The organism is Bacillus proteolyticus, assembly GCF_001884065.1.
GTDB lineage: Bacteria > Bacillota > Bacilli > Bacillales > Bacillaceae_G > Bacillus_A > Bacillus_A proteolyticus.
On record NZ_MACH01000053.1, the window covers coordinates 1 to 24,713 of the forward strand.

Annotated in this window: 24 protein-coding genes; 18 read left to right on the forward strand and 6 right to left on the reverse strand. The window is 35.8% G+C overall.

Annotated features, from left to right (window positions below):
- The 5 genes from BAQ49_RS05770 to BAQ49_RS05790 all read left to right on the forward strand — a co-directional run.
- Window positions 1-244: LPXTG cell wall anchor domain-containing protein (locus tag BAQ49_RS05770; protein ID WP_116733433.1), on the forward strand; the 244-nt coding region annotated here is incomplete at its 5' end.
- A gap of 940 nt (window positions 245-1,184) precedes the next feature.
- Window positions 1,185-2,180, forward strand: a complete 996-nt coding sequence (locus tag BAQ49_RS05775; RefSeq protein WP_071744548.1) for a hypothetical protein — start codon at window positions 1,185-1,187, stop codon at window positions 2,178-2,180.
- Between the two features lie 249 nt (window positions 2,181-2,429).
- Window positions 2,430-2,729, forward strand: coding sequence for a protoporphyrinogen oxidase (locus BAQ49_RS05780; protein WP_071744549.1), 300 nt, complete (start codon window positions 2,430-2,432; stop codon window positions 2,727-2,729).
- A gap of 70 nt (window positions 2,730-2,799) precedes the next feature.
- Window positions 2,800-3,276: a PH domain-containing protein gene (locus BAQ49_RS05785; RefSeq protein ID WP_071744550.1), complete on the forward strand. Its 477-nt coding sequence runs from the start codon at window positions 2,800-2,802 to the stop codon at window positions 3,274-3,276.
- Window positions 3,269-4,687 carry a PH domain-containing protein gene (locus BAQ49_RS05790; RefSeq protein ID WP_071744551.1) on the forward strand — a complete coding sequence of 473 codons (1,419 nt, stop codon included), beginning with the start codon at window positions 3,269-3,271 and terminating at the stop codon, window positions 4,685-4,687. The genes BAQ49_RS05785 and BAQ49_RS05790 overlap by 8 nt, the downstream gene beginning before the upstream one ends.
- Window positions 4,688-4,827: 140 nt before the next feature.
- Here BAQ49_RS05790 and hmoB read toward each other — a convergent pair whose 3' ends face one another.
- Entirely contained in the window at window positions 4,828-5,325 is a 498-nt protein-coding gene (gene hmoB / locus BAQ49_RS05795) for a heme-degrading monooxygenase HmoB (RefSeq protein ID WP_071744552.1), read from the reverse strand.
- 127 nt (window positions 5,326-5,452) lie between these two features.
- Between hmoB and BAQ49_RS05800 the strand changes: the two genes are divergently transcribed.
- From BAQ49_RS05800 to BAQ49_RS05825, 6 genes are all read left to right on the forward strand, one after another.
- Entirely contained in the window at window positions 5,453-7,570 is a 2,118-nt protein-coding gene (locus tag BAQ49_RS05800; protein WP_071744553.1) for a transglycosylase domain-containing protein, read from the forward strand.
- A 189-nt stretch (window positions 7,571-7,759) separates the two neighbouring features.
- Window positions 7,760-8,806 (forward strand): uroporphyrinogen decarboxylase, encoded by a 1,047-nt coding sequence (gene hemE / locus BAQ49_RS05805; protein ID WP_071744554.1) that lies wholly within the window; start codon window positions 7,760-7,762, stop codon window positions 8,804-8,806.
- A gap of 14 nt (window positions 8,807-8,820) precedes the next feature.
- The gene (gene hemH, locus BAQ49_RS05810) at window positions 8,821-9,756 is read left to right on the forward strand and encodes a ferrochelatase (protein WP_071744555.1); all 936 of its coding nucleotides are present in this window, start codon (window positions 8,821-8,823) and stop codon (window positions 9,754-9,756) included.
- A 19-nt stretch (window positions 9,757-9,775) separates the two neighbouring features.
- The gene (gene hemY / locus BAQ49_RS05815; RefSeq protein WP_071744556.1) at window positions 9,776-11,197 is read left to right on the forward strand and encodes a protoporphyrinogen oxidase; all 1,422 of its coding nucleotides are present in this window, start codon (window positions 9,776-9,778) and stop codon (window positions 11,195-11,197) included.
- A gap of 218 nt (window positions 11,198-11,415) precedes the next feature.
- Window positions 11,416-13,782, forward strand: coding sequence for a DUF6359 domain-containing protein (locus BAQ49_RS05820; protein WP_071744557.1), 2,367 nt, complete (start codon window positions 11,416-11,418; stop codon window positions 13,780-13,782).
- Window positions 13,783-14,084: 302 nt separating this feature from the next.
- A complete protein-coding gene (locus tag BAQ49_RS05825; protein ID WP_071744558.1) occupies window positions 14,085-14,384 on the forward strand; it encodes a hypothetical protein in 300 nt (99 codons plus the stop codon).
- 100 nt (window positions 14,385-14,484) lie between these two features.
- Here BAQ49_RS05825 and BAQ49_RS05830 read toward each other — a convergent pair whose 3' ends face one another.
- Window positions 14,485-15,333 carry a hypothetical protein gene (locus BAQ49_RS05830; protein ID WP_071744559.1) on the reverse strand — a complete coding sequence of 283 codons (849 nt, stop codon included), beginning with the start codon at window positions 15,331-15,333 and terminating at the stop codon, window positions 14,485-14,487.
- Window positions 15,334-15,766: 433 nt separating this feature from the next.
- Here BAQ49_RS05830 and BAQ49_RS05835 point away from each other — a divergent pair, with 433 nt between their 5' ends.
- From BAQ49_RS05835 to BAQ49_RS05850, 4 genes are all read left to right on the forward strand, one after another.
- Window positions 15,767-16,339, forward strand: a complete 573-nt coding sequence (locus BAQ49_RS05835; protein ID WP_071744560.1) for a TetR/AcrR family transcriptional regulator — start codon at window positions 15,767-15,769, stop codon at window positions 16,337-16,339.
- Window positions 16,340-16,553: 214 nt separating this feature from the next.
- Complete coding sequence (locus BAQ49_RS05840; protein ID WP_071744561.1) at window positions 16,554-19,031, forward strand: YhgE/Pip domain-containing protein; 2,478 nt, start codon at window positions 16,554-16,556, stop codon at window positions 19,029-19,031.
- Between the two features lie 144 nt (window positions 19,032-19,175).
- Window positions 19,176-19,391 carry a hypothetical protein gene (locus tag BAQ49_RS05845; RefSeq protein ID WP_071744562.1) on the forward strand — a complete coding sequence of 72 codons (216 nt, stop codon included), beginning with the start codon at window positions 19,176-19,178 and terminating at the stop codon, window positions 19,389-19,391.
- A gap of 36 nt (window positions 19,392-19,427) precedes the next feature.
- Window positions 19,428-19,733 carry a DUF2087 domain-containing protein gene (locus BAQ49_RS05850; RefSeq protein WP_071744563.1) on the forward strand — a complete coding sequence of 102 codons (306 nt, stop codon included), beginning with the start codon at window positions 19,428-19,430 and terminating at the stop codon, window positions 19,731-19,733.
- Between the two features lie 34 nt (window positions 19,734-19,767).
- Here BAQ49_RS05850 and BAQ49_RS05855 read toward each other — a convergent pair whose 3' ends face one another.
- On the reverse strand, window positions 19,768-20,112 hold the full coding sequence (locus BAQ49_RS05855; protein ID WP_071744564.1) for a PH domain-containing protein: 345 nt from the start codon (window positions 20,110-20,112) through the stop codon (window positions 19,768-19,770).
- Between the two features lie 131 nt (window positions 20,113-20,243).
- Here BAQ49_RS05855 and BAQ49_RS05860 point away from each other — a divergent pair, with 131 nt between their 5' ends.
- Entirely contained in the window at window positions 20,244-20,753 is a 510-nt protein-coding gene (locus BAQ49_RS05860; RefSeq protein WP_071744632.1) for a GNAT family N-acetyltransferase, read from the forward strand.
- Window positions 20,754-20,880: 127 nt separating this feature from the next.
- Here BAQ49_RS05860 and BAQ49_RS05865 read toward each other — a convergent pair whose 3' ends face one another.
- Both BAQ49_RS05865 and BAQ49_RS05870 read right to left on the reverse strand, forming a co-directional pair.
- Window positions 20,881-21,381: a DinB family protein gene (locus tag BAQ49_RS05865; protein WP_071744565.1), complete on the reverse strand. Its 501-nt coding sequence runs from the start codon at window positions 21,379-21,381 to the stop codon at window positions 20,881-20,883.
- Window positions 21,382-21,453: 72 nt separating this feature from the next.
- Window positions 21,454-22,416 carry a helix-turn-helix transcriptional regulator gene (locus tag BAQ49_RS05870; protein WP_071744566.1) on the reverse strand — a complete coding sequence of 321 codons (963 nt, stop codon included), beginning with the start codon at window positions 22,414-22,416 and terminating at the stop codon, window positions 21,454-21,456.
- A 195-nt stretch (window positions 22,417-22,611) separates the two neighbouring features.
- Here BAQ49_RS05870 and BAQ49_RS05875 point away from each other — a divergent pair, with 195 nt between their 5' ends.
- Window positions 22,612-23,625 (forward strand): LacI family DNA-binding transcriptional regulator, encoded by a 1,014-nt coding sequence (locus BAQ49_RS05875; protein ID WP_071744567.1) that lies wholly within the window; start codon window positions 22,612-22,614, stop codon window positions 23,623-23,625.
- Window positions 23,626-23,664: 39 nt separating this feature from the next.
- Here BAQ49_RS05875 and yhfH read toward each other — a convergent pair whose 3' ends face one another.
- Window positions 23,665-23,793, reverse strand: a complete 129-nt coding sequence (gene yhfH / locus BAQ49_RS05880; RefSeq protein WP_000567010.1) for a protein YhfH — start codon at window positions 23,791-23,793, stop codon at window positions 23,665-23,667.
- 180 nt (window positions 23,794-23,973) lie between these two features.
- Here yhfH and BAQ49_RS05885 point away from each other — a divergent pair, with 180 nt between their 5' ends.
- Window positions 23,974-24,708 (forward strand): MBL fold metallo-hydrolase, encoded by a 735-nt coding sequence (locus BAQ49_RS05885; RefSeq protein ID WP_071744568.1) that lies wholly within the window; start codon window positions 23,974-23,976, stop codon window positions 24,706-24,708.
- Window positions 24,709-24,713: the final 5 nt, after the last annotated feature.

A 24,713-nucleotide genomic window follows, 5' to 3' on the forward strand; every position in this document is an offset into this window, starting at 1 on the left:
AGATCCAAGTACAGATCCAAAAGATCCAAGTACAGATCCAAAAGATCCAAGTACAGATCCAAAAGATCCAAGCACAAATCCAGACAAAAATAGCGATTCAAAAGTTCCACCTACTACAGAAAATGATAAGCCAACATTACTTCCTAACACAGGAGGAACATCAGCAGAAATGAGTTCAATTCTTGGAGGTATTGTATTATTCCTTTTAGGTGGAATTCTACTCGCTCGTCAGCGAATAAAATAATAAAAAAGATTTAGATTATTGATTACACTGTAATCTGAGTAGCAGACAAATTAAAAGTTTACTATTGATATTACGCCCTTTAGGTAAGTATTCAAAAACACTTCACGATAAAGTGAAGGGAAGAATACAACCTGAAGGGTTTTTTTATAGAAAAAAGAGAACAGTTTCAAGGTGGAATCAATCTGCAACCCAATAATATGGTCAGCTTTCATAGAGAGATAAGCGGCTCTAAAACGATAATAAAACAAGTCTATTATCCATTGGATCATAAGCTTAGAGTGTGGTATCTCATTTAATTTAAGATCAATGCCATGTTCCATTAAGTTTTGGATGACTGCATGGTCATTTGTATGGCGGATTTAAATTTGGTCTCATTATTGGATACTTTTTATTTGTCAACTTGATGTCAATGGGGCGGGATCCCCTACACGCTTTTATGAAGAACCTTTATTTACACTAAAGATTGGAATCTTATTGTCGCCTGAAAATGTAGATAGGGGAAAATAATGTAAAAAAAACTATTGTATATTCAAAAACCTTATGTTACATTTGTGTTACAAAAAAGTTACAAAATGTGACTTATGTTACGGTTTGTTTTCTGTTGTTTTTCTGTATGTTACGAATTATAGTTTGAATTTCCAATTAACCGAGAATATGTAACGTTGAAGAAATAGCAAACTATAAATTAAAAATGATTTTTCTATGTGTATAAGAGTGTGTGTAGTAAAAAGTCTGAGTGAGAGCTTACGCACTATTAAAATTCTTTTCTGTCTTGAAAGAAGAATACCAACTATTTAGTAGTTTTTAAGTAATGATAGTAAATGAAATGTACTTCCTTTCTCACACATAATTTAGTACATATTTTACTTTCAGTCTAATTACTACACAGACTTTTATACATATGATGTTATTGTTTTAGGTATATATAGGGGGAGAGAAAATGAGAAAGTTATTAACGGTAATTGGACTTACGTTTTTAATGCTAGCTGGATGTAGTAATGGAGATTTTGACAAAGCAATGGATGAGGGAAATACCGCACTAACGAATAAAGAATATAAAACAGCCTTGTCATCATTTGAAAAAGCACTAGATGAGAAAAAAGATGATTCAGATGCAAAAGTGCTTGTAGAACAAACGAAAGCAATGATTGAAGCAGTGAAGTTAAAAGAAGAAACAAAGGTAGAAGAATCTGTTAAATCATTTGAAAAAGTAGAAAGCGTGAAGAATGGAAGCACTACGCTTGTAAAACAAGCAAAGGAAGAACGAACAGCGTTACTAGCTATTTTAGAAACAAAAAAGAAATATAGTGAACAACTGGTGAAAAGCGAAGAGTTAATCGGCAAGAAAAATTATTCAGAAGCGAAAGAGTTATTAACGAAGCTAGTTTCAGAAACAAAAGATAACAAGAACCTTGAAGAATATAATAAAAAAGCCGCAGGATTAATCACGAAAATTGGTGAAGAAGAAAAAAATGCAAAGAATGTAGCGGTAGCAACGAAAACAGAAAAAACGAATACAGCACCGGCTCAAAAGGTAGCGACAGAGAATAATAAAAAGGTAGAAGCAGACAAGACTCAAAAAGTAGCAACAGAAGATAATAAAAAAGTAGAAGCAGACAAGACTCAAAAAGTAACGACAGAAAATAATAAAAAAGTAGAGGCAGATAAGACTCAAAACGTAACGACAGAAAATAATAAAAAGGTAGAGACAGGAAAGAATCAAGATGCGTTTACTTTTGAGAAAGCTAAAGAATATATCAAAAATGAATATAAAGAAGAATATGATTATACGCTAGAAGATACGCAAGTAGAAAATGGAAAGAAATATTATAAAATTAGAGTGCGTACGACATATAAAATAGAAGGCGCAGCTGGATCAGGATTTACTGGAGTATTCAAAGTATTCGAAGATGGTACAATTATTGAACTGCATTAAATCGATGGAAAAGGTATCCTCAAACTATTTGAGGGTACCTTTTTTAGCATAAAAAAAGGCATCTAGCAAAAGTACTAGATGCAAATAAAAACACAAGGGAAGACAAAATTCTTCCCGTTTCCCGTAAGTAATTATATCAAAAAATATATAAAAAACTAGCTTTATTTTTAATATAATGAATGTGTGAAGCTATGAAAGCAAAAGATTACACTATTTTCATAGTGTTTTATTGAAAAAGGAGTTGTATAAATGATTAATTTTAAACCAAAAAATTTAAACCAACTACTAAAAGTGACGTTAATTAGTGCGAATAAGTCTTATGACGCGATTAAAGATTATGAATTTACGGGAGAAGCAGTAGCATTTCGTATAGATTTTGAGTATATAGATGTTGCTCTTATGATTACGGATATGTTAGGAAGATCAGCTTCTAATTTTAACATTTTGCCATATGCCCGTCCTAATACGAATGAAATAGATTATATTCAGTTTCAGGTGTATTCCATTAATGAGGGGAATTTTAAAGAAATGCTCGATATGATGTTATAACTATAATTTTACAAAACTGTATATAACAACTAATATATAATTAATAAATTCATATAATTGGAGTGATGAGATGCAGCCGTTAGAAAGGGAGATTCATTCTAATATGCTGAAAGTGTGGAGAATTCACGCTTTAATTGGGGCGGCAGTTATACTAGCAGTCGTAATTGCGTATTTCTTTTTTATGATCAATTTTAACTGGTGGGGCTGGTTGTTTGGATTATTAGTAACAGGCGCTATTACCTTTATCCCACTTGATTATTTTGTGTTTCCAAATTTACGTCAACGTTATTATAGTTACAGATTAAATGAAGAAGAGATTGAGATTCAAAAGGGAATGTTCGTTATAAAACGCGTACTTATTCCGATGATTCGCGTGCAGCACGTAACGATTGAGCAAGGACCAATTATGAGAAAGTATAATTTAGCAGAATTACATATTTCAACAGCGGCAACTTCTCATAGTATTCCAGGTTTAACGAAAGAAGAAGCAGAGCAGTTGAAAAGACAAATTGGAGAGCTTGCGAAAGTGAGTGATGAGGATGTATAAGAGGCAACATCCGATTACGATATTGTTAGGTATTCGAATTGCGACTTTGTTACCTTTTATTTTTCTTGTTTTATTTCGATCAGATGGTGAAGTAGAACCTTGGTATTTCTTACATCTTGTTCTTTTGGCCGTATTATTTATTATGGCAATTTTCTCAGCTATAAAGTGGTATTTCAAAGTGTACTGGGTTGAAAATAATATTGTACACATAAAGCACGGTGTCTTTGTAAAGAAGGAAAGTTATTTAAATAAAGACCGTGTACAAAACATTAGTACATCTTCTAATATCATTTATCAAATGCTTGGACTTACAAAATTAAATATAGAAGTAGCGGGCGGCGGTAGTGAGCCGGAAGTGATGCTAGCTGGGATTAAAGAAGATGAAGCGAAGGAACTGATTGCCTTATTAAATAAAAAAAGAAGCGCTGCGAGTGAAGAAGTACCCATGGCAGAAGAAAGTAAGACGATTTATCAGTTAACGATGAAAGAGATTTTAGTAGCTTCCATTACGTCTGGTAGATTCGGATTAGTGTTTTCTGGATTACTTCTTATTTACACAGAGTTTAATGAATTTCTTCCAAAATGGCTCGTCAGTAAAGTGGAAGCGTATGTGATGGATAACGGTGTATATGAATTAATCGTTATGGCTGCGATTTTAATGGCGGTTTCATGGGTCGTTTCGACAGTTGGCTATGCATTAAAATATGCGAACTTTAAAATCGAGCGAACCGGAAATGAAATTCGCATCGTTCAAGGGTTATTTGATAAGAAAGAGTTTGTTTTAAAACTACACCGCATTCAAGCTATTACGGTGAAAGAAGGAATTCTTCGCCAGCCTTTCGGTTATTGTTCTGTCGAAGTGGAAGTTATTCAAAGTATAGAAGCGGCTGGAAATGAAGTAATGCTACATCCCTTTATGAAGAAGAAAGATGTCCAGCAGTTACTTACGTATTTGCAGTTGCCGTATGAAACGGAAGAAGAAATCGTTCATTTACCGAAGGCCGCATTACGCCGTTACATCATAATGGGCTGGATTACAAGTGCCATACTCGCTGTGCCGATCGTCGGTGCGAGTATTTATTTTAAACAAAATAGTGCGTTGTTCACTTTAATACCACTATTTATCATATTTACGTTACTTGCATATGCTCGGTATAAAAGTGGTGGATATATGATACGGGAAAATCAATTAGTCATGGTATACCGTGGCCTTGCAAAATATACAGGAATCATGCGGAGAAGGCATGTTCAAGCAGTAGGATACAATCAATCGTATTTTCAAAAGAAAGACGAGCTATGTACAGCTGTTGTATCGGTAGCGGGGAATAGATATAAAGTGAAGCATATGCGAAAAGAAGATGCGCTCCGTATATATAATTGGTACAAAGAAAAAGGAAACACCGGTGTATAATGGTGTTTCCTTTTTTGTGTCGTGATTTGTCGATAAGTCGATATATTCGAAAAATCGCTGATATATTTTGAGTTGCGCCGATATATTCGAAAAATCGCTAATATAATTTCATGCACTGCCGGTGTTGTACTACTTTTTAATTAAACTAAAACATCAAAAGTAGTCACAAATGACGGACGAGAGAAAATACTTTTTTGCTGTTCTGCATGTGGATGCGCCGGAGCTTGTCCCTCTGCTTGTGCAGGACGTTTTTTATGAGCGTTTTCGAATGAACGTGATTCTGTCCAGTCCTTAAAGTTTTGCTCAGTTTCCCACATCGTTAAAATGACATATGTATCGTTACTTAATGGGCGAAGAACGCGGATTGCTTGGAAACCAGGTTCGTTTTCGATAAGGCCTGCGCGGTTTTTAAAGCGGTTTTCAAATACAGGACGACCTTCGTCTGTTACAGAAATGTTGTTACAAACGATGTAGCCAGGTTGTCCTTTAAATTCTCCAACAGCGTCTAATACGTCATACTGAAGTGCGGATTCTACAGATTCTTCAGTATTTTCTTTATAAAACATATCTTTTTCGTTATTTTTTGCAGTGAAATGTGCTTGTTCTAGAGGTGTTTCGTATGAAATAATAGCCTTCATTTTAATGCCCCCTTTATGGTTTGTCTCTATTATATCAATTCTCTTAAAAAACTTTGAAGATTATATACATAAAGATACTTCTTTTTCAAATAATAAATGTACCATCATTTGGAAAGAAGGCCGATGTATGAAGAAAGCAAAGTGGACTTTATTGGGCGGGTTAGCAACGTTTGTAGTAGCAATTGTACTTTATAAACTTATTGTGTTAGCTGGTGGCTATATGATGGATGAAAAGCAGCTTGTTTTCCACTCTTCATCACGTATCGTTGACCAGAAAGGAAAAGAAATTACGAAATTATATGTAGAAAATAGAGAGCTCGTGCCGATCGAAGAAATTCCAAAGTATGTGCAGCAAGCATTTATTGCGGTGGAAGATTCTCGTTTTTATGAGCATCAAGGAATTGATTATCCTTCTATATTTCGGGCGCTTTATAAAGATACGTTAGCTGGAGAGAAGGTAGAAGGCGGTAGTACGATTACACAGCAATTAGCTAAAAATGTCTTTTTAACTCGTGAAAAAACATTTACGCGCAAATTGAAAGAAGTCGCAATCTCTCTTCAATTAGAGCAAAAATATACGAAGCAGCAAATTCTTGAAATGTATATGAACCATATTTATTTTGGCCACGGGGCATATGGAATTCAAGCGGCAGCAAAGTTGTATTTTAATAAAAATGTAGAAGATTTAACAGTAGAAGAGGGGGCTATGCTTGCAGGGCTTCCGAAAGCGCCAAATGGCTATTCACCGTACTTATCCCCTGAGAAGAGTAAGGAACGCCGTGATCTTGTTTTGTCACTTATGCATAAACAAGGCTATTTAACAGCGGAAGATAGTGTTCGTTATCAAGGGAAAACAATCGCTCTTTATAAAAATTCAGATGAACGTGAACTGGCATATATGCCGTATATTGATATGGTTATAGATGAAGCAGCACGTTTATACGGTTTGTCTCATCAAGAAGTGCTTCGCGGAGGGTATACGTTTGTCGTACCGATGGATGAAAAAATTCAAAAGGTAGCATATAACCAGTTTCAAGATGCGAGAAATTTCCCTGGTAAAGAAAACGGTGCGCAAGGTGCATTTTTATTAATGGATAACCAAACTGGCGGAATTAAAGCAGCAATTGGCGGAAGAGAGTATGTTCCAAGAGGGCTTAATCGTGTTTTTGCTAAAAGGCAGCCTGGTTCTGTTTTAAAGCCGCTTATCGTATATGGACCTGCACTTGAGACGAAAAAATATAATCCATATTCTTTATTAACGAATGAAAAAAATTCGTTTGAAGGCTATGAACCTCGAAATTATAATCATGAGTATACGAAAGAGATGACGATGTACGATGCGGTATTAGAATCAGCAAATGTGCCAGCTGTCTCTTTATTAAATGAATTAGGGGTAGATGAGGGAAAGCAATATTTAGAGAAAGGAAATATTCATATTGCGGACTCAGGTTTAAGCACGGCACTTGGCGGGCTTAAAAATGGTGTTTCTCCATTTGATCTTGTTAAAATGTACCGCTCTTTTTTAGCGAACGGGAATATTATTGAACCACACGTTATTGATAAAGTATTAAATAGACACGGTGCAGTTATTGGAGAATCATCAAAAGCTGAAACGAAAGTCTTTTCAAAGCAAACGGCATGGTACATGACAAAGATGCTGGAAGGAGTTGTGAAAGAAGGTACGGCGAAAGCTGGTGTATATAATGGAGCTTTGGCTGGAAAGACTGGAACAACTTCATTGCCGAATGATGACCATGGTGCGCGCGATATGTGGTTTGTTGGATATACACCGAATTTAGTAGGGGCAGTTTGGATTGGCTATGATCGTACTGATAAAGAGCATCAATTACAAGATGGAAATGCATCTGCAACGATGTTGTTTAAAAAGATTTTAACGAAAGCAAACATACAAGATAAAGCGAGTTTTCATAGGCCAAAAGGTGTCGAAACAATTGGACTGCCAATTCGTTTAGATAAGATTCAAAACGTGGAAGCAAAACTAGTATTTAGTCCTTTCGGTTTATTTGCGATGAAACTAAGCTGGACGCCGCTTCCTGATGAGCGAATTATGTACCGGATTTATAAAGTTGAAAAAGGAATTCATACTCACGTTGGGACGGTAAAAGGAGCTGAGAAATATGAGGAAAAGTTTATTAACATATTCTCAAAACCGAGTTTTTACGTTGTGCCATTTAACACACAAACGAACCGTGAAGGAGAAAAGTCAAAAGTAGCTAAACCGTAGTTTTTCTCTGTGCTATAATAAGAATGTTGTGAAAATAGTAAGCGGTTTTACGAACGTTTGTGTCAATTTCATGAACAACGTACATAATGTTATGCATTTTGTTTTTACAAGCTGTATAGTAAAAAAAGATAAATATCGGAATAGAACGTATTTAAAGCAAAAGCATTGGTAGGGAAGGGAGCAAGGGTCTTGGTAAGAACTATAAATGAGACATTTTTAAAAGCATGTAGGGGGGAACGTACAGAGTATGTACCAGCATGGTATATGCGTCAAGCAGGTCGTTCGCAGCCGGAATATAGAAAGATAAAAGAGAAATATTCTTTATTTGAAATTACACATAATCCAGAATTATGCGCTTATGTTACAAAGTTGCCAGTTGATCAATATAACGTAGACGCAGCAATTCTTTATAAAGATATTATGTCACCACTACCTGCAATTGGTGTTGATGTGGAAATTAAATCTGGTATTGGCCCAGTAATTGATAATCCAATCCGTTCTTTACAAGATGTAGAAAAATTAGGGGAAATCAATCCAGAAGATGACGTACCTTACATACTAGATACAATTCGTTTATTAACGACAGAAATGTTAGATGTACCGTTAATCGGTTTTTCAGGAGCTCCATTTACGTTAGCGAGCTATATGATTGAAGGCGGTCCTTCTCGTAACTACCATAATACGAAAGCGTTCATGTATGCAGAGCCGAAAGCTTGGTTCGCATTAATGGATAAGCTTGCAGATATGGTTATTACATATTTAAAAGCGCAAATTAACGCAGGAGCAAAAGCTGTTCAAATTTTCGATTCTTGGGTTGGAACAGTAAATGTAGCGGATTACCGTATATTTATTAAACCAGCGATGGAGCGTATTTTTGCAGAAGTTCGCACGATGGGTGTACCAATGATTATGCACGGCGTTGGCGCTGCACACTTAGTAAATGAGTGGCACGACTTACCTCTTGATGTAGTCGGTTTAGACTGGCGTTTACCGATCGAAGAAGCACGTGCACGCGGCGTTCATAAGGCGGTACAAGGAAATATGGACCCTTCATTCTTACTTGCGCCATGGTCTGTTATTGAAGAACATGTAAAAGGTATTTTAGATCAAGGAATGAAAGAGCCAGGTTATATCTTTAACTTAGGTCACGGTGTATTCCCAGAAGTAAATCCAGATACATTAAAACGTTTAACTACATTTATTCATGAGTACTCTAAAGAACAGTTAGCGAAGTAAAGGAGATTGGCTGTATGAAAAAGAAAATTGGTTTGCTTGTAATGGCATACGGAACGCCATATAAAGAAGAAGATATTGAACGTTACTATACACATATTCGCAGAGGAAGAAAGCCAAGTCCTGAAATGCTAGAAGATTTAACAGAACGTTACCGTGCAATTGGTGGCATTTCTCCTTTAGCTACTATTACATTAGAGCAAGCTAAAAAGTTAGAGACGCGTTTAAATGAAGTGCAGGATGAAGTAGAGTATCACATGTATCTTGGCTTAAAACATATCGAACCGTTCATTGAAGATGCAGTACAAGCTATGCATAAAGATGGAATAGAAGATGCAATTGCACTCGTTCTTGCCCCTCATTATTCTACTTTTAGTGTGAAGTCGTATGTAGGACGAGCGCAAGAAGAAGCAGAAAAACTTGGAAACTTAACAATTCACGGCATCGATAGCTGGTATAAAGAACCGAAATTTATTCAGTATTGGGTCGATGCAGTGAAAGGTATATATAACGGTATGTCAGAAGCAGAACGTGAAAAAGCTGTGTTAATCGTATCAGCACATAGCTTACCAGAAAAAATCATCGCACTAGGCGATCCATATCCAGATCAACTAAATGAAACAGCTGACTATATCGCAAGAGGCGCTGAAGTAGCAAACTATGCAGTAGGTTGGCAAAGTGCCGGAAATACGCCAGATCCTTGGATTGGTCCAGATGTACAAGATTTAACGAGAGAACTAAATGAAAAGTACGGCTATACTTCATTCGTATATGCACCAGTTGGATTTGTTGCGGAACATTTAGAAGTTTTATATGACAATGACTTTGAGTGTAAAGTTGTAACGGATGAAATTGGCGCGAAATATTATCGTCCAGAAATGCCAAATGCATCGGACGCATTTATTGATTGCTTAACAGATGTTGTAGTAAAGAAAAAAGAATCTGTAATGTAAGTAGAAAGGGGGAGCTTACTTGAGGAAAAAAGTTGTGATCATCGGCGGTGGCATCACAGGATTAACAACAATGTATAACTTACAAAAAGAAATTCGTGAAAAAAACTTGCCGATAGATGCATTGCTTATAGAAGCGTCTGGTAAACTTGGCGGGAAAATTCAAACCGTTCAAAAAGATGGATTTACAATTGAACGTGGCCCTGATTCTTTCTTAGCAAGAAAAGAGAGTGCAGCTAAATTAGTGAAAGAATTAGGACTTGGCGATGAACTTGTAAATAATAAGGCAGGTCAATCATTTATCCTTGTAAATAATCGGTTACATAAAATGCCGAGCGGATCAATGATGGGAATTCCAACGCAAATTACGCCGTTTCTATTTTCCGGATTGTTCTCCCCAATTGGTAAATTAAGAGCTGGTTTTGACTTATTAATGCCAAGGTCAAAACCAGTTTCTGACCAATCACTCGGGCAGTTTTTCAGACATCGCCTCGGGAATGAAGTCGTTGAAAATTTAATTGAGCCATTATTATCTGGTATTTATGCAGGGGATATTGATGAAATGAGTTTAATGTCAACATTCCCTCAAATTTATCAAATCGAACAGGAGCACCGTAGTATTTCACTCGGTATGCGTACGCTCGCTCCGAAAGAAGAGAAGGCTGAAGTGAAAAAAGGAATCTTTAAAACTGTGAAAACCGGTTTAGAATCTATAGTAGAATCTCTTGAAGTGAAGATTCCTAATGATATGGTAATAAAAGGAACGCGTATTGAGAAAGTTGCAAAACTTGGTGATGGCTATACGATTACTCTTAGTAACGGAAAAGAATTAGAAGCAGATGCGATTGTAGTCGCAGCTCCGCATAAAGTGTTACCATCTATGTTTGCGCAGTACAAGCAGTTTCGTTTCTTCCGTAACATTCCATCTACATCAGTTGCGAACGTGGCACTTGCTTTCCCAAAGTCTGCCATTCAGCGTGATATTGATGGTACCGGATTTGTCGTATCAAGAAATAGTGATTACACGATTACGGCGTGTACGTGGACACATAAAAAATGGCCACATACAACGCCAGAAGGAAAAACGCTTCTTCGTTGTTACGTCGGACGACCTGGTGATGAAGCGATTGTCGAACAAACGGACGAAGAAATTGTGCAGCTTGTATTAGAGGACTTACAAAAGACAATGGATATTACAGAGGATCCAGAGTTTACAATTGTAAGCCGCTGGAAAGAAGCGATGCCTCAATATACAGTAGGTCATAAAGAACGAATGAAGAAGCTCACAACATTTATGGAAAGTGAGTTGCCAGGTGTGTATTTGGCAGGTAGTTCTTACGCTGGTTCTGGTCTTCCGGACTGTATTGAACAAGGTGAGAGAGCTGCAAAGTGTGTGCTAATTCATTTAGAGAAAGTAATGGAGACTGAATTAGTCGCAAATTAAAATATTTCAAACAAACCGCCTTCAATTAGATTGAAGGCGGTTTGTTTATTGAATAAAATAGCTGTTAGTTAATAAACCTATATAAGTTATTTTGTATTATAGTTTGAAAACTTGTAAATTAAATAAATTTTGTGTAAAACTTGTCGAAATATAGTTCTATATAACGAATCATTTGATATGATAGACATGCTGAGAAAATATGAATTAGGGAGAGGAAAATGACTGTGAAGAAACTGTTAAGTGTCTTTTTATCATTCATACTATTGTTTTCATTTACTGGAACTTTAGCGCAGGCGGAAGAAAATACTTCTATGTCGGTAGAAAAAGCAATTCAAGTATTTAAGCAGCAAGGGAAAACGAAGGGGATAGTGGAAGGATATATCGTTGGATATACGCAAAGTCCTTCTAAATACACGAAGGATCCGGCTAAGTTTGACGACACAAATGTGGCAATTGCCGATTCGCCAAACGAAACGAATCCAGACAAAATCATGCCTGTTCAGTTGCCAAAAGGCGATGTGAGATCGGCTGTAAACGTGAAAGATCACCCTGAAAATATCGGAAAGAAAGTTCAGCTAACAGGGACGCTTGAATTATATTTTAGTAGCCCAGGCTTAAAATCAGTAACAGCTCATAAGTTTCCAGGGGAAGAACAGAACCGTGTTAGCGATGTAGTAGCTTCGCCTGGTGGCGGGGAAGTTGCTAAAGGAACAGCGGTAACATTAACAACGAGCACAGAAGGAGCAACAATCTACTATACGTTAGATGGTTCTAATCCTACAAACAAAAGTGTTCGTTATAACGGACAAATTGTAGTGAATGAAAATATTGTAGTGAAAGCAATCGCAGAGAAAGAAGGGTTTACTTCTTCGGCGATTTCAACATTTTCATTTATTATCGTAAACAATGAACCAGTTCGTATTCATGATATTCAAGGGAAATCACATATTTCTCCTTACAATGGGAAGAAAGTATACAATGTGGAAGGCGTTGTAACAGCGCTTGATAAAAATGGCTTTTATATAGAAGACAATCAGCCAGATAATGATCCAGCTACTTCAGAAGGTATGTACGTATACAAAAAAGATGCGAATGTAGCAGTAGGAGATCTTATTCAAGTTGATGGAGAAGTAGAAGAATATGTTGGACCTGGATATGCAGAGCGATTTGAAACAGACTTAACGACGACGGAAATTAAGGCGAGTCGCGTTGCTGTAATCACAAAAGATCAACCTTTACCAGCGCCGATTGTATTAGGAGAAAACGGTGTGAAAATCCCTGATCAAATTATTGATAATGATGCATTCGGTTTATTTGATCCAAATGAAGATGCAATCGATTTTTATGAAAGTGTAGAAGGCATGCGCGTTACGATGCCAACGCCAAAAATTATCGCTCCGCAGAAAAACGGTAATTTATATGTAACAGTAAAAAATGGCGGAGATAAAGTAGTAACGAAGTATGGTACACCTTTATTAGATAAAGAGCAATTAAATCCAGAGCGTCTTTCTGTAAAGGTACCTCGTGATTATGTCGCGAAAGTAGGCGATACGTTCACTGGAGATATAACGGGAGTAGTAGGATATGACTACGGTTCGTTCCGCATTTCGCCAGTAACGGAATTACCATCTGTAGTGGACGGCGGATTTAAGCAAGTAGGGGCAAGTATTCAGCCGCGTCTTGATAAGTTAACAGTTGCTACATATAACATTGAAAACTTCTCAGCGAACAAAAAAGAAACAACGGACGAAAAAGTGAAAGCGTTAGCTTATTCTATTAAATATAACTTGAAAATGCCAGATATTATCGGTGTAGAGGAAATGCAAGATAATAATGGATCAATAAATGACGGTACGACAGATGCTTCATTAAGCGCAAAACGTATTATTGATGCAGTTCTAGAAATTCGCGGACCGAAGTATGAGTATGTAGAAATTGCGCCGAATAACAATCAAGATGGAGGAGCACCAGGAGCGAATATTCGCGTCGGTTTCTTCTATAACCCATCACGTGTGAAATTAGCGACAGTACCGAAGTTACTAGATAAAAATGTTGTTCGTATAGGGGACGAAAATCCTTTATTTGAAAGTACACGTAAACCGTTAGCGGCAGAATTTACGTTCCAAGGACAAAACGTTGTTGTCATCGCAAATCACTTAAACTCAAAACTAGGAGATGCAACACCATTTGGAAAAGTGCAGCCGCTCGTATTAAAGAGTGAAGAAAAACGAGTTCAATTAGCACAAGAAGTGAATCAATTCGTACAAGGTATTCAGAAAAAGAATACGAATGCACCAGTTGTTGTATTAGGTGATATGAACGATTTCGAGTTCTCTAAACCACTAGAAGCACTGCAAGGAACGATATTAAAAGATATGTTAAACACAGTGCCGAAAGAGAATCGCTACACGTACATTCATGAAGGTAACGCACAAGTGTTAGATCATATTTTAGTAACAAATAACATCGCGCCGCACACAATTGTAGACCCAGTACACTTAAACTCAAACATTATGAAAGAACATGGGCGTGTAAGTGACCACGATCCAGTACTTGCTCAAATTGATTTGAAGAAGGCTTCTTAAAATAGGGGAACGCTTAGGTATCTAAGCGTTCTTTTTAGGTTGCATGATCAAAACGCCCCTTTCCGAGGTAATGTGGACTATTTATGTTTATCCATATGAAAATCATAATTAGAAAATGATATTTTTACAATATTGCAAATTTTTAACTTGATTTAAATTGTTGATTTTCTATGGCTTTAGCAGTGAGCATTTTATTTAAAAAGAGAATATAACTAATCACTCGAGATTATATATAGATCCCCTTTTTATAAAATTCACGATAAAATTAATTGAATATTTAGTTTTTGAAAGGGAGGTCAACGATGCAAGCACAAATAAATGGAAAATTAATGAATCAGCTTGCAATTTTTTTTAGTACGATCGTCATGCTCCAATTTGTGGCTGAGGTAACAGGACTTACTCAAAATTTGGACATTACGTATAACTTAATAAATACAGCAACTTCCTATGTAACGTTTAGTTTGGCGGTTATTTTTACTTTAATAGGTGCGAGAAGAGAATTAAGTAAATATGCAATTATTTCATTATGTTTAGTGGTAGCTATTAAAGCAATTTATTTTGCGGCGGTTGTTATTTTGTGGGGATTGGCTGGTACGCCGTAAAAGAAGAGTAGTGAACGTATGCATTTGATACATGTAAACGATAATAAGAGCGTAATTCCCATCTTACATAGGGAATTACGCTCTTATTCGTTTTAATTACTTAGTCTGAAATTACTTGAAAAGCTTTTCTACATCGATCTCGTTTTTGAAGTCTTCTCATATATCTTTTTTTGTCCCGTTGTAATCCTTTTATGTACATGAATAAGCTGACAAGGAAGAAAAATGTACATTGTAAAATGTACGGTGACATCCCGTGTAATGGTTGTTTCGGATCATATAAGTGAATAGGTGCTCCGCCTACTGTAGGGAATAGTGTATTTAGTAGGACGAAAGGAATGGAAGTAACTACAAATGGAAATAGAAGTGCCATGTAATCCTTTTGTGACCATGTGGACGCTGCTAAACCTAAGAGGGCCATTAAACCAGCGAATAAAAAATTAATCCCTATATATAGAGAAATATAAGTGATGGGAGAAGAGAAATATAACTCTGCGAACATTCCGTTGCCATTTATCATGCTAGTACCAACGGTGGGATTTCCATTTGGAATCGTTAATTTGCAAAGTAATAAAGAAAGAATGAACGGTAAAGTATAAAGAAATCCACCACAGAAAAATGTAACGATATACTTCGTAAAGGAATACGAGAATAGGGAAATTTCCTTACTTATAAAAGCTTTGAAACCATCAGATTTATCGGAATTATAACTTGTACTAAATGGTAAACTTGCAATAACAGGCAGTAATAATAAATAAACATCCATTTCATTATCGCGAAAACCGATCCATTTAAAAGCAGTTGCCATAGTCCCGTTCGTTGCGTCTCCTAAATAACGAATTACATAATAATAATGATAAATAGAAATAAGAACTAATCCACTAAACATAATAATTAAAGAAACACGATTACAAAAAGCTTGCTTTATATTTAAACGAAGTGCACGCATCATGACTGAAAAAGCCTCCACTATTTTTATAAATCTGTCCACTTTCTATATTACTATTAATTGTAAGGATTTTCTTGTTTTTTTATGTGGTTATTAGAAAAAGAGGAATTTTATTGTTGCTAAGTAAGGTTTAACTGTAGAAGAAGATTGTTAGAGTGAAAGGAAAAGAGAGGGCATATGGAATTCTAGTTTAGACAAAATTACGCTTTCTACGCTGAAATAAGAAAAAGGTGTTCATAAAAATTATATCTGAAGAACATCTTTTCCTTTCTCCTTTTTTTCTGATACACTATGACAGTATTATATACATTGACTGGAATGTTTTTATACTGGGAATAACTAAAAAGAGAACTTGTATAGAATGTAAGCGTGTGGTAATATCAAAGATGTACTAATTGACCATATTATCCAATTGGTCATTTTTGGAGGTGATGATGTGGCGATAGATCGAAAACGTTCTATTATTGAAGCTGCAACAAAGTCTTTTTCAGCATTCGGTTATAAGGCGACGACGATGGATCAAGTTGCGAAGTTAGCGAATGTAGGAAAAGGAACAATTTATACTTTTTTCAAAAATAAAGAAGAACTATTTGGCGAAATTATTTCTAATTTAATTACAGAAATGAGGCAAGTTGCAAAAGATGCAATTCGTTCAGATATTTCATTTTTTGAAAATGTACATAGAGCATTATATAGTATATTAGAATTTAGAAAAGAACATCAGCTCATGATTAAATTAATTCAAGAAGAGCGCGATATGGGAACGAAAGAAGTACAAGAAGTGATGCAACAAGTAGATGTGGAAATCGTTTCTGTCATTCAATCTTATTTAGAGATTGCAATTGAAAAAGGTGAAATTAGCAAATGTGATCCAGAAATTACAGCGTTTATTATGCTACGCCTATACGTATCGCTTATTTTTGATTGGGAAAAAAATCATGAACCGTTAGAAAAAGAAAAAATATCGGAATTATTCGAACTGTATTTACTAAAAGGATTGTCAAATTAAGATAATCCTTTTAATATTATAAAAAATGACTAATTGAACAAAATGGTCATAAGTTTAATTAAAGGGGGGAATAGAGAAAGAAATTTCATAATGAGGAATAGTTGCATAGTATAAATTCGGGGATGAGGCATATGTATGAACAGAATATAGCCTTTTTATTTGCATAAAAATGACCGGATGTTAATTTTGGTCATTTTTAAAAGGGGGATAAATTATGAAATGGCATAAGTTGCTTAGCAAAGAATTTGCAGAGATTATAAAAAGCAAAAAAATATTAATCCCAATCATTGCGGTTTTATTTGTACCGATTTTATATGCAGGTATGTTTTTATGGGCTTTTTGGGATCCGTATGAACAGCTAGATGACTTACCAGTTGCGGTAGTCAATTTAGATAAAGGTGCAGAACTTGATGGGAAACCAATTGAGGTCGGGAAAGGGCTCGTTGATAACTTAAAAGATAATAAAAGTTTTAAATGGGAATTTGTAAGTGAAAAAGAAGCGAAAGAGGGAATGGAAGGCAGAAAGTATTACATGTTAGTACGTATTCCAGATGACTTCTCAAGTAACGCTACAACAGTATTAAAAGACGATCCGAAACCATTGAACTTAGAATATATTCCGAATGAAAGTTTGAACTTCTTATCTTCACAAATTGGCGGAACAGCCATTGAAAAAATTAAAAGTGAAGTATCAAGCACGTTAACGAAAACATATGCAGAGAAAATGTTTGATTCTATTAAAGACGTCTCAAAAGGATTAGCAGATGGAGCGGATGGGGCAAATAAGTTACATGACGGTACCGGTGAGTTGCATGACGGTTCGAGTAAAGTGACGGATGGGCTTTATACGTTGCAAGGAAAGTCTGGTGAGATGAAGGATGGAGTTCAGAAATTAGCAGATGGATCTAGTAAATTATTAGATGGGTCCGGAAAAGTAACAGATGGTTTAAATACATTAAATAGTAAAACAGGCGAAATACAAACGGGTATAGGGAAATTACAAGATGGATCAGAGAAAGTAACTGGTGGTTTGAATACGTTAGTAAATAAATCAGGTGAATTAAAAACAGGAACGAATGAATTAGCAAATGGTATGGAAAAACTTGTTGGAGGACAAAGTCAATTAGAGGGAGCTTCCCAAAAAATTGAAAAGGGTTTGCAAGAGTTAAATAGTACAGTGAAAAATTCTGTTGCAGGTTTAGAGGGAATGCGGTCGAAAGTTCCTTCTATATTAAATACGGTAAATGAGAAAATAGATGGAGCTGGGGAAAATGTAAATCAGTTAAATGAATTTACTCAATCAACAGCAGGGGATGCAAAAACGGCAGCACAAGATGTAGCGAATTTGCAAAAGCAAATCGAGAGTTTACCAAAAGAATATCAAGAGCAGCTACAACCATATATAGCAAATGCGACAAAAAGTACAGCGACAGTTCAGCAGAAAGCCATTGGAGTAGCAGGTGGAACAAATAAATTAAATGAAGAAGTAAAACAATTAAAAGGTGAAATAAATCAAACGACAAGTGAAATGCAAAACAAACTACCGAATTCAGAAGGGGTCAAAACTTTAACGGATGGTATTGAGAAATTAATGAATGCGCAAAACGAATTTGTAAGTAAATTTCATGGATTTGGTGAAGGATTAAGTAATGCCAAAGTAGGTGTAGATAAATTAAATAACGGGTCAGGTCAATTAATTGATGGAGTAACGCAATTAGCGGATGGCTCAAGTAAAGTAACTGGCGGTTTAGGCTCATTATCTGTAGGAGCAAACCAAATGACAGGCGGAATAACCCAATTAGCAGATGGCTCAAATCAAGTAACAACTGGATTAGGTACTCTAAATGGTGGTCTAAATAAAATGTCAACTGGCTCAACTCAGCTAATCGACGGAGTAAATAAACTAACAGACGGATCTGGAAAAGTGACAGATGGACTTGTGAAAGTAAACGATGGTTCAGGTACACTGGCTGAGAAACTTGGTGAAGGTGCAGAAAAAACAGGAGAAGTAAAAGGTACGGATAAAACGTATGATATGTTTGCAAGTCCTGTAAAAGTGAAGACGGAGAAAATGGCGGAAGTTCCAAACTACGGAACAGGATTCACACCATATTTCTTATCACTCGGTTTATTCGTTGGGGCATTACTATTATCTATCGTATACCCATTACGCGATACAGTTGGCGTTCCGAAATCAGGATTCAGCTGGTTTATTAGTAAGTTTGGTGTTTTACTATCAGTCGGTATTATTCAAGCAATAGTAGCAGATGTCATATTACTGTTCTGGTTAGGTGTAGAAGTACAAAGTATTCCATACTTCATACTCTTTAGTATTGTTACGAGTTTAGCGTTTATTTCATTAATTCAATGTTTAGTAACAGCATTCGGTGATGCAGGGCGTTTCATCGCCATCATCACATTAATTATTCAGCTTACAACAAGTGCTGGAACATTCCCACTAGAGTTGATTCCGAAGTATTTACAACCATTTAATGCTTGGCTACCGATGACATACTCTGTATCAGGATTTAAAGCAGTCGTATCAAGCGGAGATTTTAACTTCATGTGGCAAAATATTGGAATACTCATGATCTTTATCGTTGTATTATCAATTGGAACAATCGCTTCATTAACTTTGATGCACAAACGACAATTTAAAAATATTGCTGACAATCAATCGATTGAAGCTTAGAAAAAAGCACCTTTTTGGTGCTTTTTTTATTTTAGTGCAGGGTATCTTTTCTGTAGTTCGTATACAAATGTTTTCCAAATCTCTAGAAATGAAGGAAAAGGAATTACAACAATTTACAGAGAAACATAGAATAGAGGAGTTGATATGATGAAAGGCAATCTTACTTACTATTTTATCTTATATCCGCTAATCTTCTTTCTTGTTTATGCCCTTTCACCTATCTTGTTTGATAAAGAAGAATATACAAGTATGAAAGATATATTGGGAATGATTGTAACGTATTACATTCTAATTAGTGGATATTACTTTATTGATTGTTTAAGTGAAAGAATAAAGAAAAACGGTAAAGAAAAACAGTAAAGTTTCATTATTTAAAAGCTGATGGAGGATAACAAAATGACCGAAAGTGAAATGAAATTTAGAGATACGACCATTCGTAACTTTTTCGATAAAGAGGACCGCTTAAAATCGATTCCAGGTCAAAAGAAGAAAAAACTAGTATTGTTAGAGCATTTAGTTAGCAAGTTAAACGCTGAAAATCAATATACAGAAAAAGAAATTAATACATTCATAAAACAATATCATGATGATTTTTGTACGATTAGACGCGAGTTTATCGTGCATGGATTTATGGATCGTGAGGATAATATGTACCATATAAACGGGAGAGAAGTGTGGACGAAGTGGGAGGAGCTAAAGTAATGAATCAGCGGGGAGATCCCCACTGATTCAGAATTTAAGCTAGTTGTGCATTTTTTTGTAGTAAGTCTATGAACCCTTCAATATTTGAACTTGTAATGTATCCCAACGTTATATATTCATCTTCATAGTAAAATATTATTTTTTTATCAAAGATTCTTCTCTTCGTTTCTATAGATACAATTTTTTTATACTCAAATTCGGCAATGAATGTATTTTTACATTGTCCATAAAAGAGAAGCCTTCTATTAGTAGCCAGTAGCATGCCTGGATACGGGACTTTATGCGTATTCATATAGTCAGTAAGTGAACATTTTAAAGTAGATATAATAACTTCTTCTTTATGTAATAGTTGTTTTGCAGCTGTTAAGATTAGATTCATTGTATGTCTTCCTTTTTTTATTTAGATGTATGAATATTGTATCAAAAGTGGAAAGATTCTCAATATGTAATGATGCATATTGAGAGTTTTGGTTGGATGGCTTTTTAAAGAAAAAGGTACGAGGTGATTTAGTGATACGATTAGCAAAAGAGGCTGATGCGGAAGCAATTATAGATATTAGAAAAGAAATTATATTATCGGAAACTACTACAAAGTTTTTCATAGTATCTCCAAAGAAATTACCAAATGACATTGATGCAGAAAGGGAAAAGATACGGAAAAGCAATGAGAAAGGTAATCTTTACATAGTTTATGAAGTAGATAGTAAGGTGGTTGGCTTTTTACTTTTCAATCGATATGAACTAGAACGTTTACGACATGCAGGTACAATGGGAATGGGGATTAGAGAGGCATACTGTAATCAAGGCATTGGTACGAAGCTAATTGAATTTCTTATTAGTTGGGCTAAAGGGCAGAAAGGTTTAGAGAAAATTTGCTTAGGCGTAGTTTCTATTAATAATCGGGCGATTAAGGTGTATAAACGTATGGGATTTGTAGAAGAAGGAAGACAAAGAAAGCAAATTAAATATGAAGATGGATCGTATGGAGATGACGTATTGATGGGGTTTTATATTGAATAAAAAAGAGAAGTCTTCCATTAGTAGCATGCTGGAATACGGGATTTTATGAGTAATCGTATAGTCAGTGAACATTTTAATGAAGAGACCGCCAATATTGGCAGTCTCTTTTTAGTGGCAATGTTTACACTTAGCAAACCGTAAGTTCCAGTCGATTTTTCTGACGAAGATGATGTGAAAAATGCATAGAAATAAGCTGGAACCATTCTGTCGCATTTAAGTAACCAAGCCCAGGGTGTTCGACTTTACAATTATTTGAAATAGAAGTAAGTGTTGCTTCGGTATTTTTTACAATTGTAATTAATTCTAGAAATTGTTTCTGCACTTCTTCTTTGTTAGTTGGGTTTTCAGGTGTATATCCTGGATGACCTGGCACTTTGATTTGTATGTCCGGGAAAGCCCCCAGTATATATACTTTTTCACCCATATCGGTTTTTTTGTTAGTTACTGAGGGTGTTTCAGTTTTACATTTCGCGATGGCATTTAATTGCATGTATGTGGAGGCAACTAAATGATTATACATTTGACCGAGGGACCATTCCTCACTAGAAGGCTTCATCCTAAATTGTTCTATAGAGTATTTTTCTAACTCCTCTATGTAATACTTTGCTAACTCCTCGAATTTCATCATCTTGCTAACTCCTTTTTATGAAAATGTATTTGTTAATATCTACTATAAAGGAGGGCTGCTGACAACATTATGTCAGTAGTGAAATGGAAAAATTAAAAGTTTTAACATTTTTTTTACTTCATCATATATTTTCTCAGAAAGAATTTTTGGCTCTAGTACTTGCACTTGGCTTCCCCAGCTTAATACCCATTGAAATACTTCGTCTATGCTTCTTGATTTCAAAAAGACGTGAAAACCATTATCTTTATGCTCGTATGAATCTATAAAAAAGTATCGTGATTCAATAATTTTATGCGCAATGTGGGCTGGGAATAATAAATGGATTGTAACAGTACGATTGTTTTCAGGTTGATAGTCTTGTAAAGAAAAGTCCTTCGGTTTTGTAAAAAATTCTTGTTCTTGCTGTAATGTATCCATACGGTCTAAGCGAAAATTACGTATTTGTTTTCGCAGTAAACAATGAGCAACGATGTACCAAATTCCTGAAATGTTGACTAAACCGTAAGGATGAACGGTACGTTTTGTTTTCGTAGTTTCTCTCGGTTTACGATATGAAAAAGAGATAGATTGCTCTCTTTGAATAGCTTCTTGTAACAAGAAAAGTTGGCTCTCTAGTTTTTCTTGCTCGGCTTGCTGGTTTGAAAATATAGGAGAAAGGAAACGGAAAGTTCCTCGCAATTCCTCAATTTTCTTTTGTTGATCAGTAGGGAGGACTATCTCAAGTTTCTCTTTTGCTGATTGCGCATGTACAGAAAAAGAAGAGGTGAAAGCTTTCTCAATATAATCACCGCCCAATAAAAGAGTAACGGCCTCTTCTGGCGTAAGCTGAATGGGTGGTAAGAAATAACCATCCATTAATGAATAGCCGTGACCAGGCATTGAAAAAATGGGAACGCCGGATTCGCTGAGTGCGTCCATATCTCGATAAATAGTGCGTATACTTGTCTCAAATTTTTCAGCTAAGCTTTGTGCTGTGACAGTTTGTTTTCTTTGTAATTCAATTAATATAGCTAATAAACGATCCGTCCGATTCATGAAATATCATCCTTTATTTTATAAATATTCTTATTGTAAAATTCTAAAAGTAGTGTGTAACTTCCTTCCATTAACAGACTTTTCCCTATGTATAATATTAATATAGTAAAATCATAACAACCTATATTGCAGTTTCCAATAATATACTATATAATCAGGATAAGAAAACGTTTTCATGAAAAGGGGGAAAATTTCGTGTCGACTATCGAGGACGTGGCGAAATTAGCGGGGTTATCAAGGACAACGGTTTCTAGGGTGATTAATAATCATCCATATGTTTCAGATGAGAAGAAAAAAAGGGTTCAATTAGCGATGAAGCATTTAGGCTTCGTTCCTAATTCTGCGGCGAGAAGGCTTCGTAAACAAAAAACGGAAACAATTGCGGTGCTTGTTCCAAGGATTACAAATCCTTTCTTCAGTCGATTTATTGAAGCAATCGAGATTGCTGCTTCTGAACATAAATATAAACTGATTATTTGTCAAACAAGATATTTACCGGAAAAAGAGATGGAGTATTTACAATTATTATCTACGAAACAAGTAGATGGGATTATTCTATGTTCACTAGAAAATCCGTGGGAAGATGTAGAGCCATACTTACAACACGGTCCAATCGTGTTATGTAATGAATATATTGAGGAAGCAAATGTTCCAACAGTGAAGTTTGATCATGCGCAAGGAGCATACATAGCTGCCAATCATGTATTAGAACAAGGCTATCGTAATCTTATTTTTTGCCGTGGTAACGAAACCAAAGTTGTTAGCCAACAGCGAAAAATGGGCTTTTTACGCGCTATTACTGAAAAGAGTAGAGAAGTGGAAGCGATCGATTTTCTTGAAAACGCTTTCTCTTGGGATGATGGAAAAAGAATATTCCATGAAGTATTAAAGGACAAAAAAAATCCTACCGCGATTTTGGCAGGAGGCGACGAGGTTGCAGCTGGAATTATCTCAGAGGCGAAACGCCATAATTGGAGTATCCCAGAGGATCTCGCTGTTATCGGTTTTGATAATCAAATTTTATCACAGATTACAGAGCCAGGTATTACGACAATTGAACAGCCAATCGATGAGATGGCTCGAAAAGTTGTCGACTTAATGATGGATAAAATCCATACGAAAAATTATCGAAAAAAAGAATTGTATGAGTTTGAACTGGAGCTCTTGGTGAAAGGTTCAACGATGAAGGATACGATGTTATTAGCCTAGTAGACTATGTCTGCTAGGTTTTTTTATGTTCACAAACTACTATTCTTCGTGAACGCAATCGTCACATTTGTTATGGTATGCTTCGTGCTGCTCATCAATTTCTTTCCCGCAGTGTGCACAAGTTTTCGTCGGTAAATTTCTGAAAAACTCCATTGGTTGATCGATCATGTCAATCCCTCCATTTCCATTTCTTACTATCATTGTATTAGTACAAAAAACAAAAGTCAACAACTGTTTTATAACAAAATTGAAAATTAATGAAAAAGTTTAGGAAATGGATTATAGTTAACAATGTAGGATGTACGTAAAACATGCATTCCTACTCGGTTTTAGAAAGGATGGATACATATGAAAATGACTGTTGTCGGCTTTTGGGGCGGCTTTCCAGAAGCGGGAGAAGCAACGTCGGGGTATTTGTTTGAACACGATGGTTTTCGTTTACTTGTAGACTGTGGCAGTGGTGTACTAGCACAGCTTCAAAAATATATAACACCATCTGATATAGATGCAGTTGTACTGTCGCACTATCATCACGATCATGTTGCAGACATTGGGGTATTGCAATATGCGAGATTAATTACGAGTGCCACAAAAGGACAACTACCGGAGTTACCAATATACGGTCATTCGTTTGATGAGAACGGATTTAATTCTTTAACGCATGCACCGCATACGAAAGGAATCGCGTACAATCCAGAAGAAACACTTCAAGTTGGACCGTTTTCCATTTCATTCTTAAAAACTGTTCATCCTGTTACATGCTTTGCGATGCGCATTACAGCGGGTGATGACGCTGTAGTATATAGCGCAGATTCAAGTTATATTCCTGAATTTATTCCGTTCACAAAAGATGCTGATCTTTTCATTTGTGAATGTAATATGTATGCACATCAAGAAGCAGCAAAAGCAGGGCACATGAATAGTACAGAAGTAGCAAGTATTGCGAAAACTGCAAATGTAAAAGAACTTTTATTAACGCACTTACCGCATACAGGCAATCCATCTGATTTAGTAACAGAAGCAAAACAAATTTTCAGTGGCCACATTATGCTTGCGCATAGTGGTTACATCTGGAATTCATGAGGTGA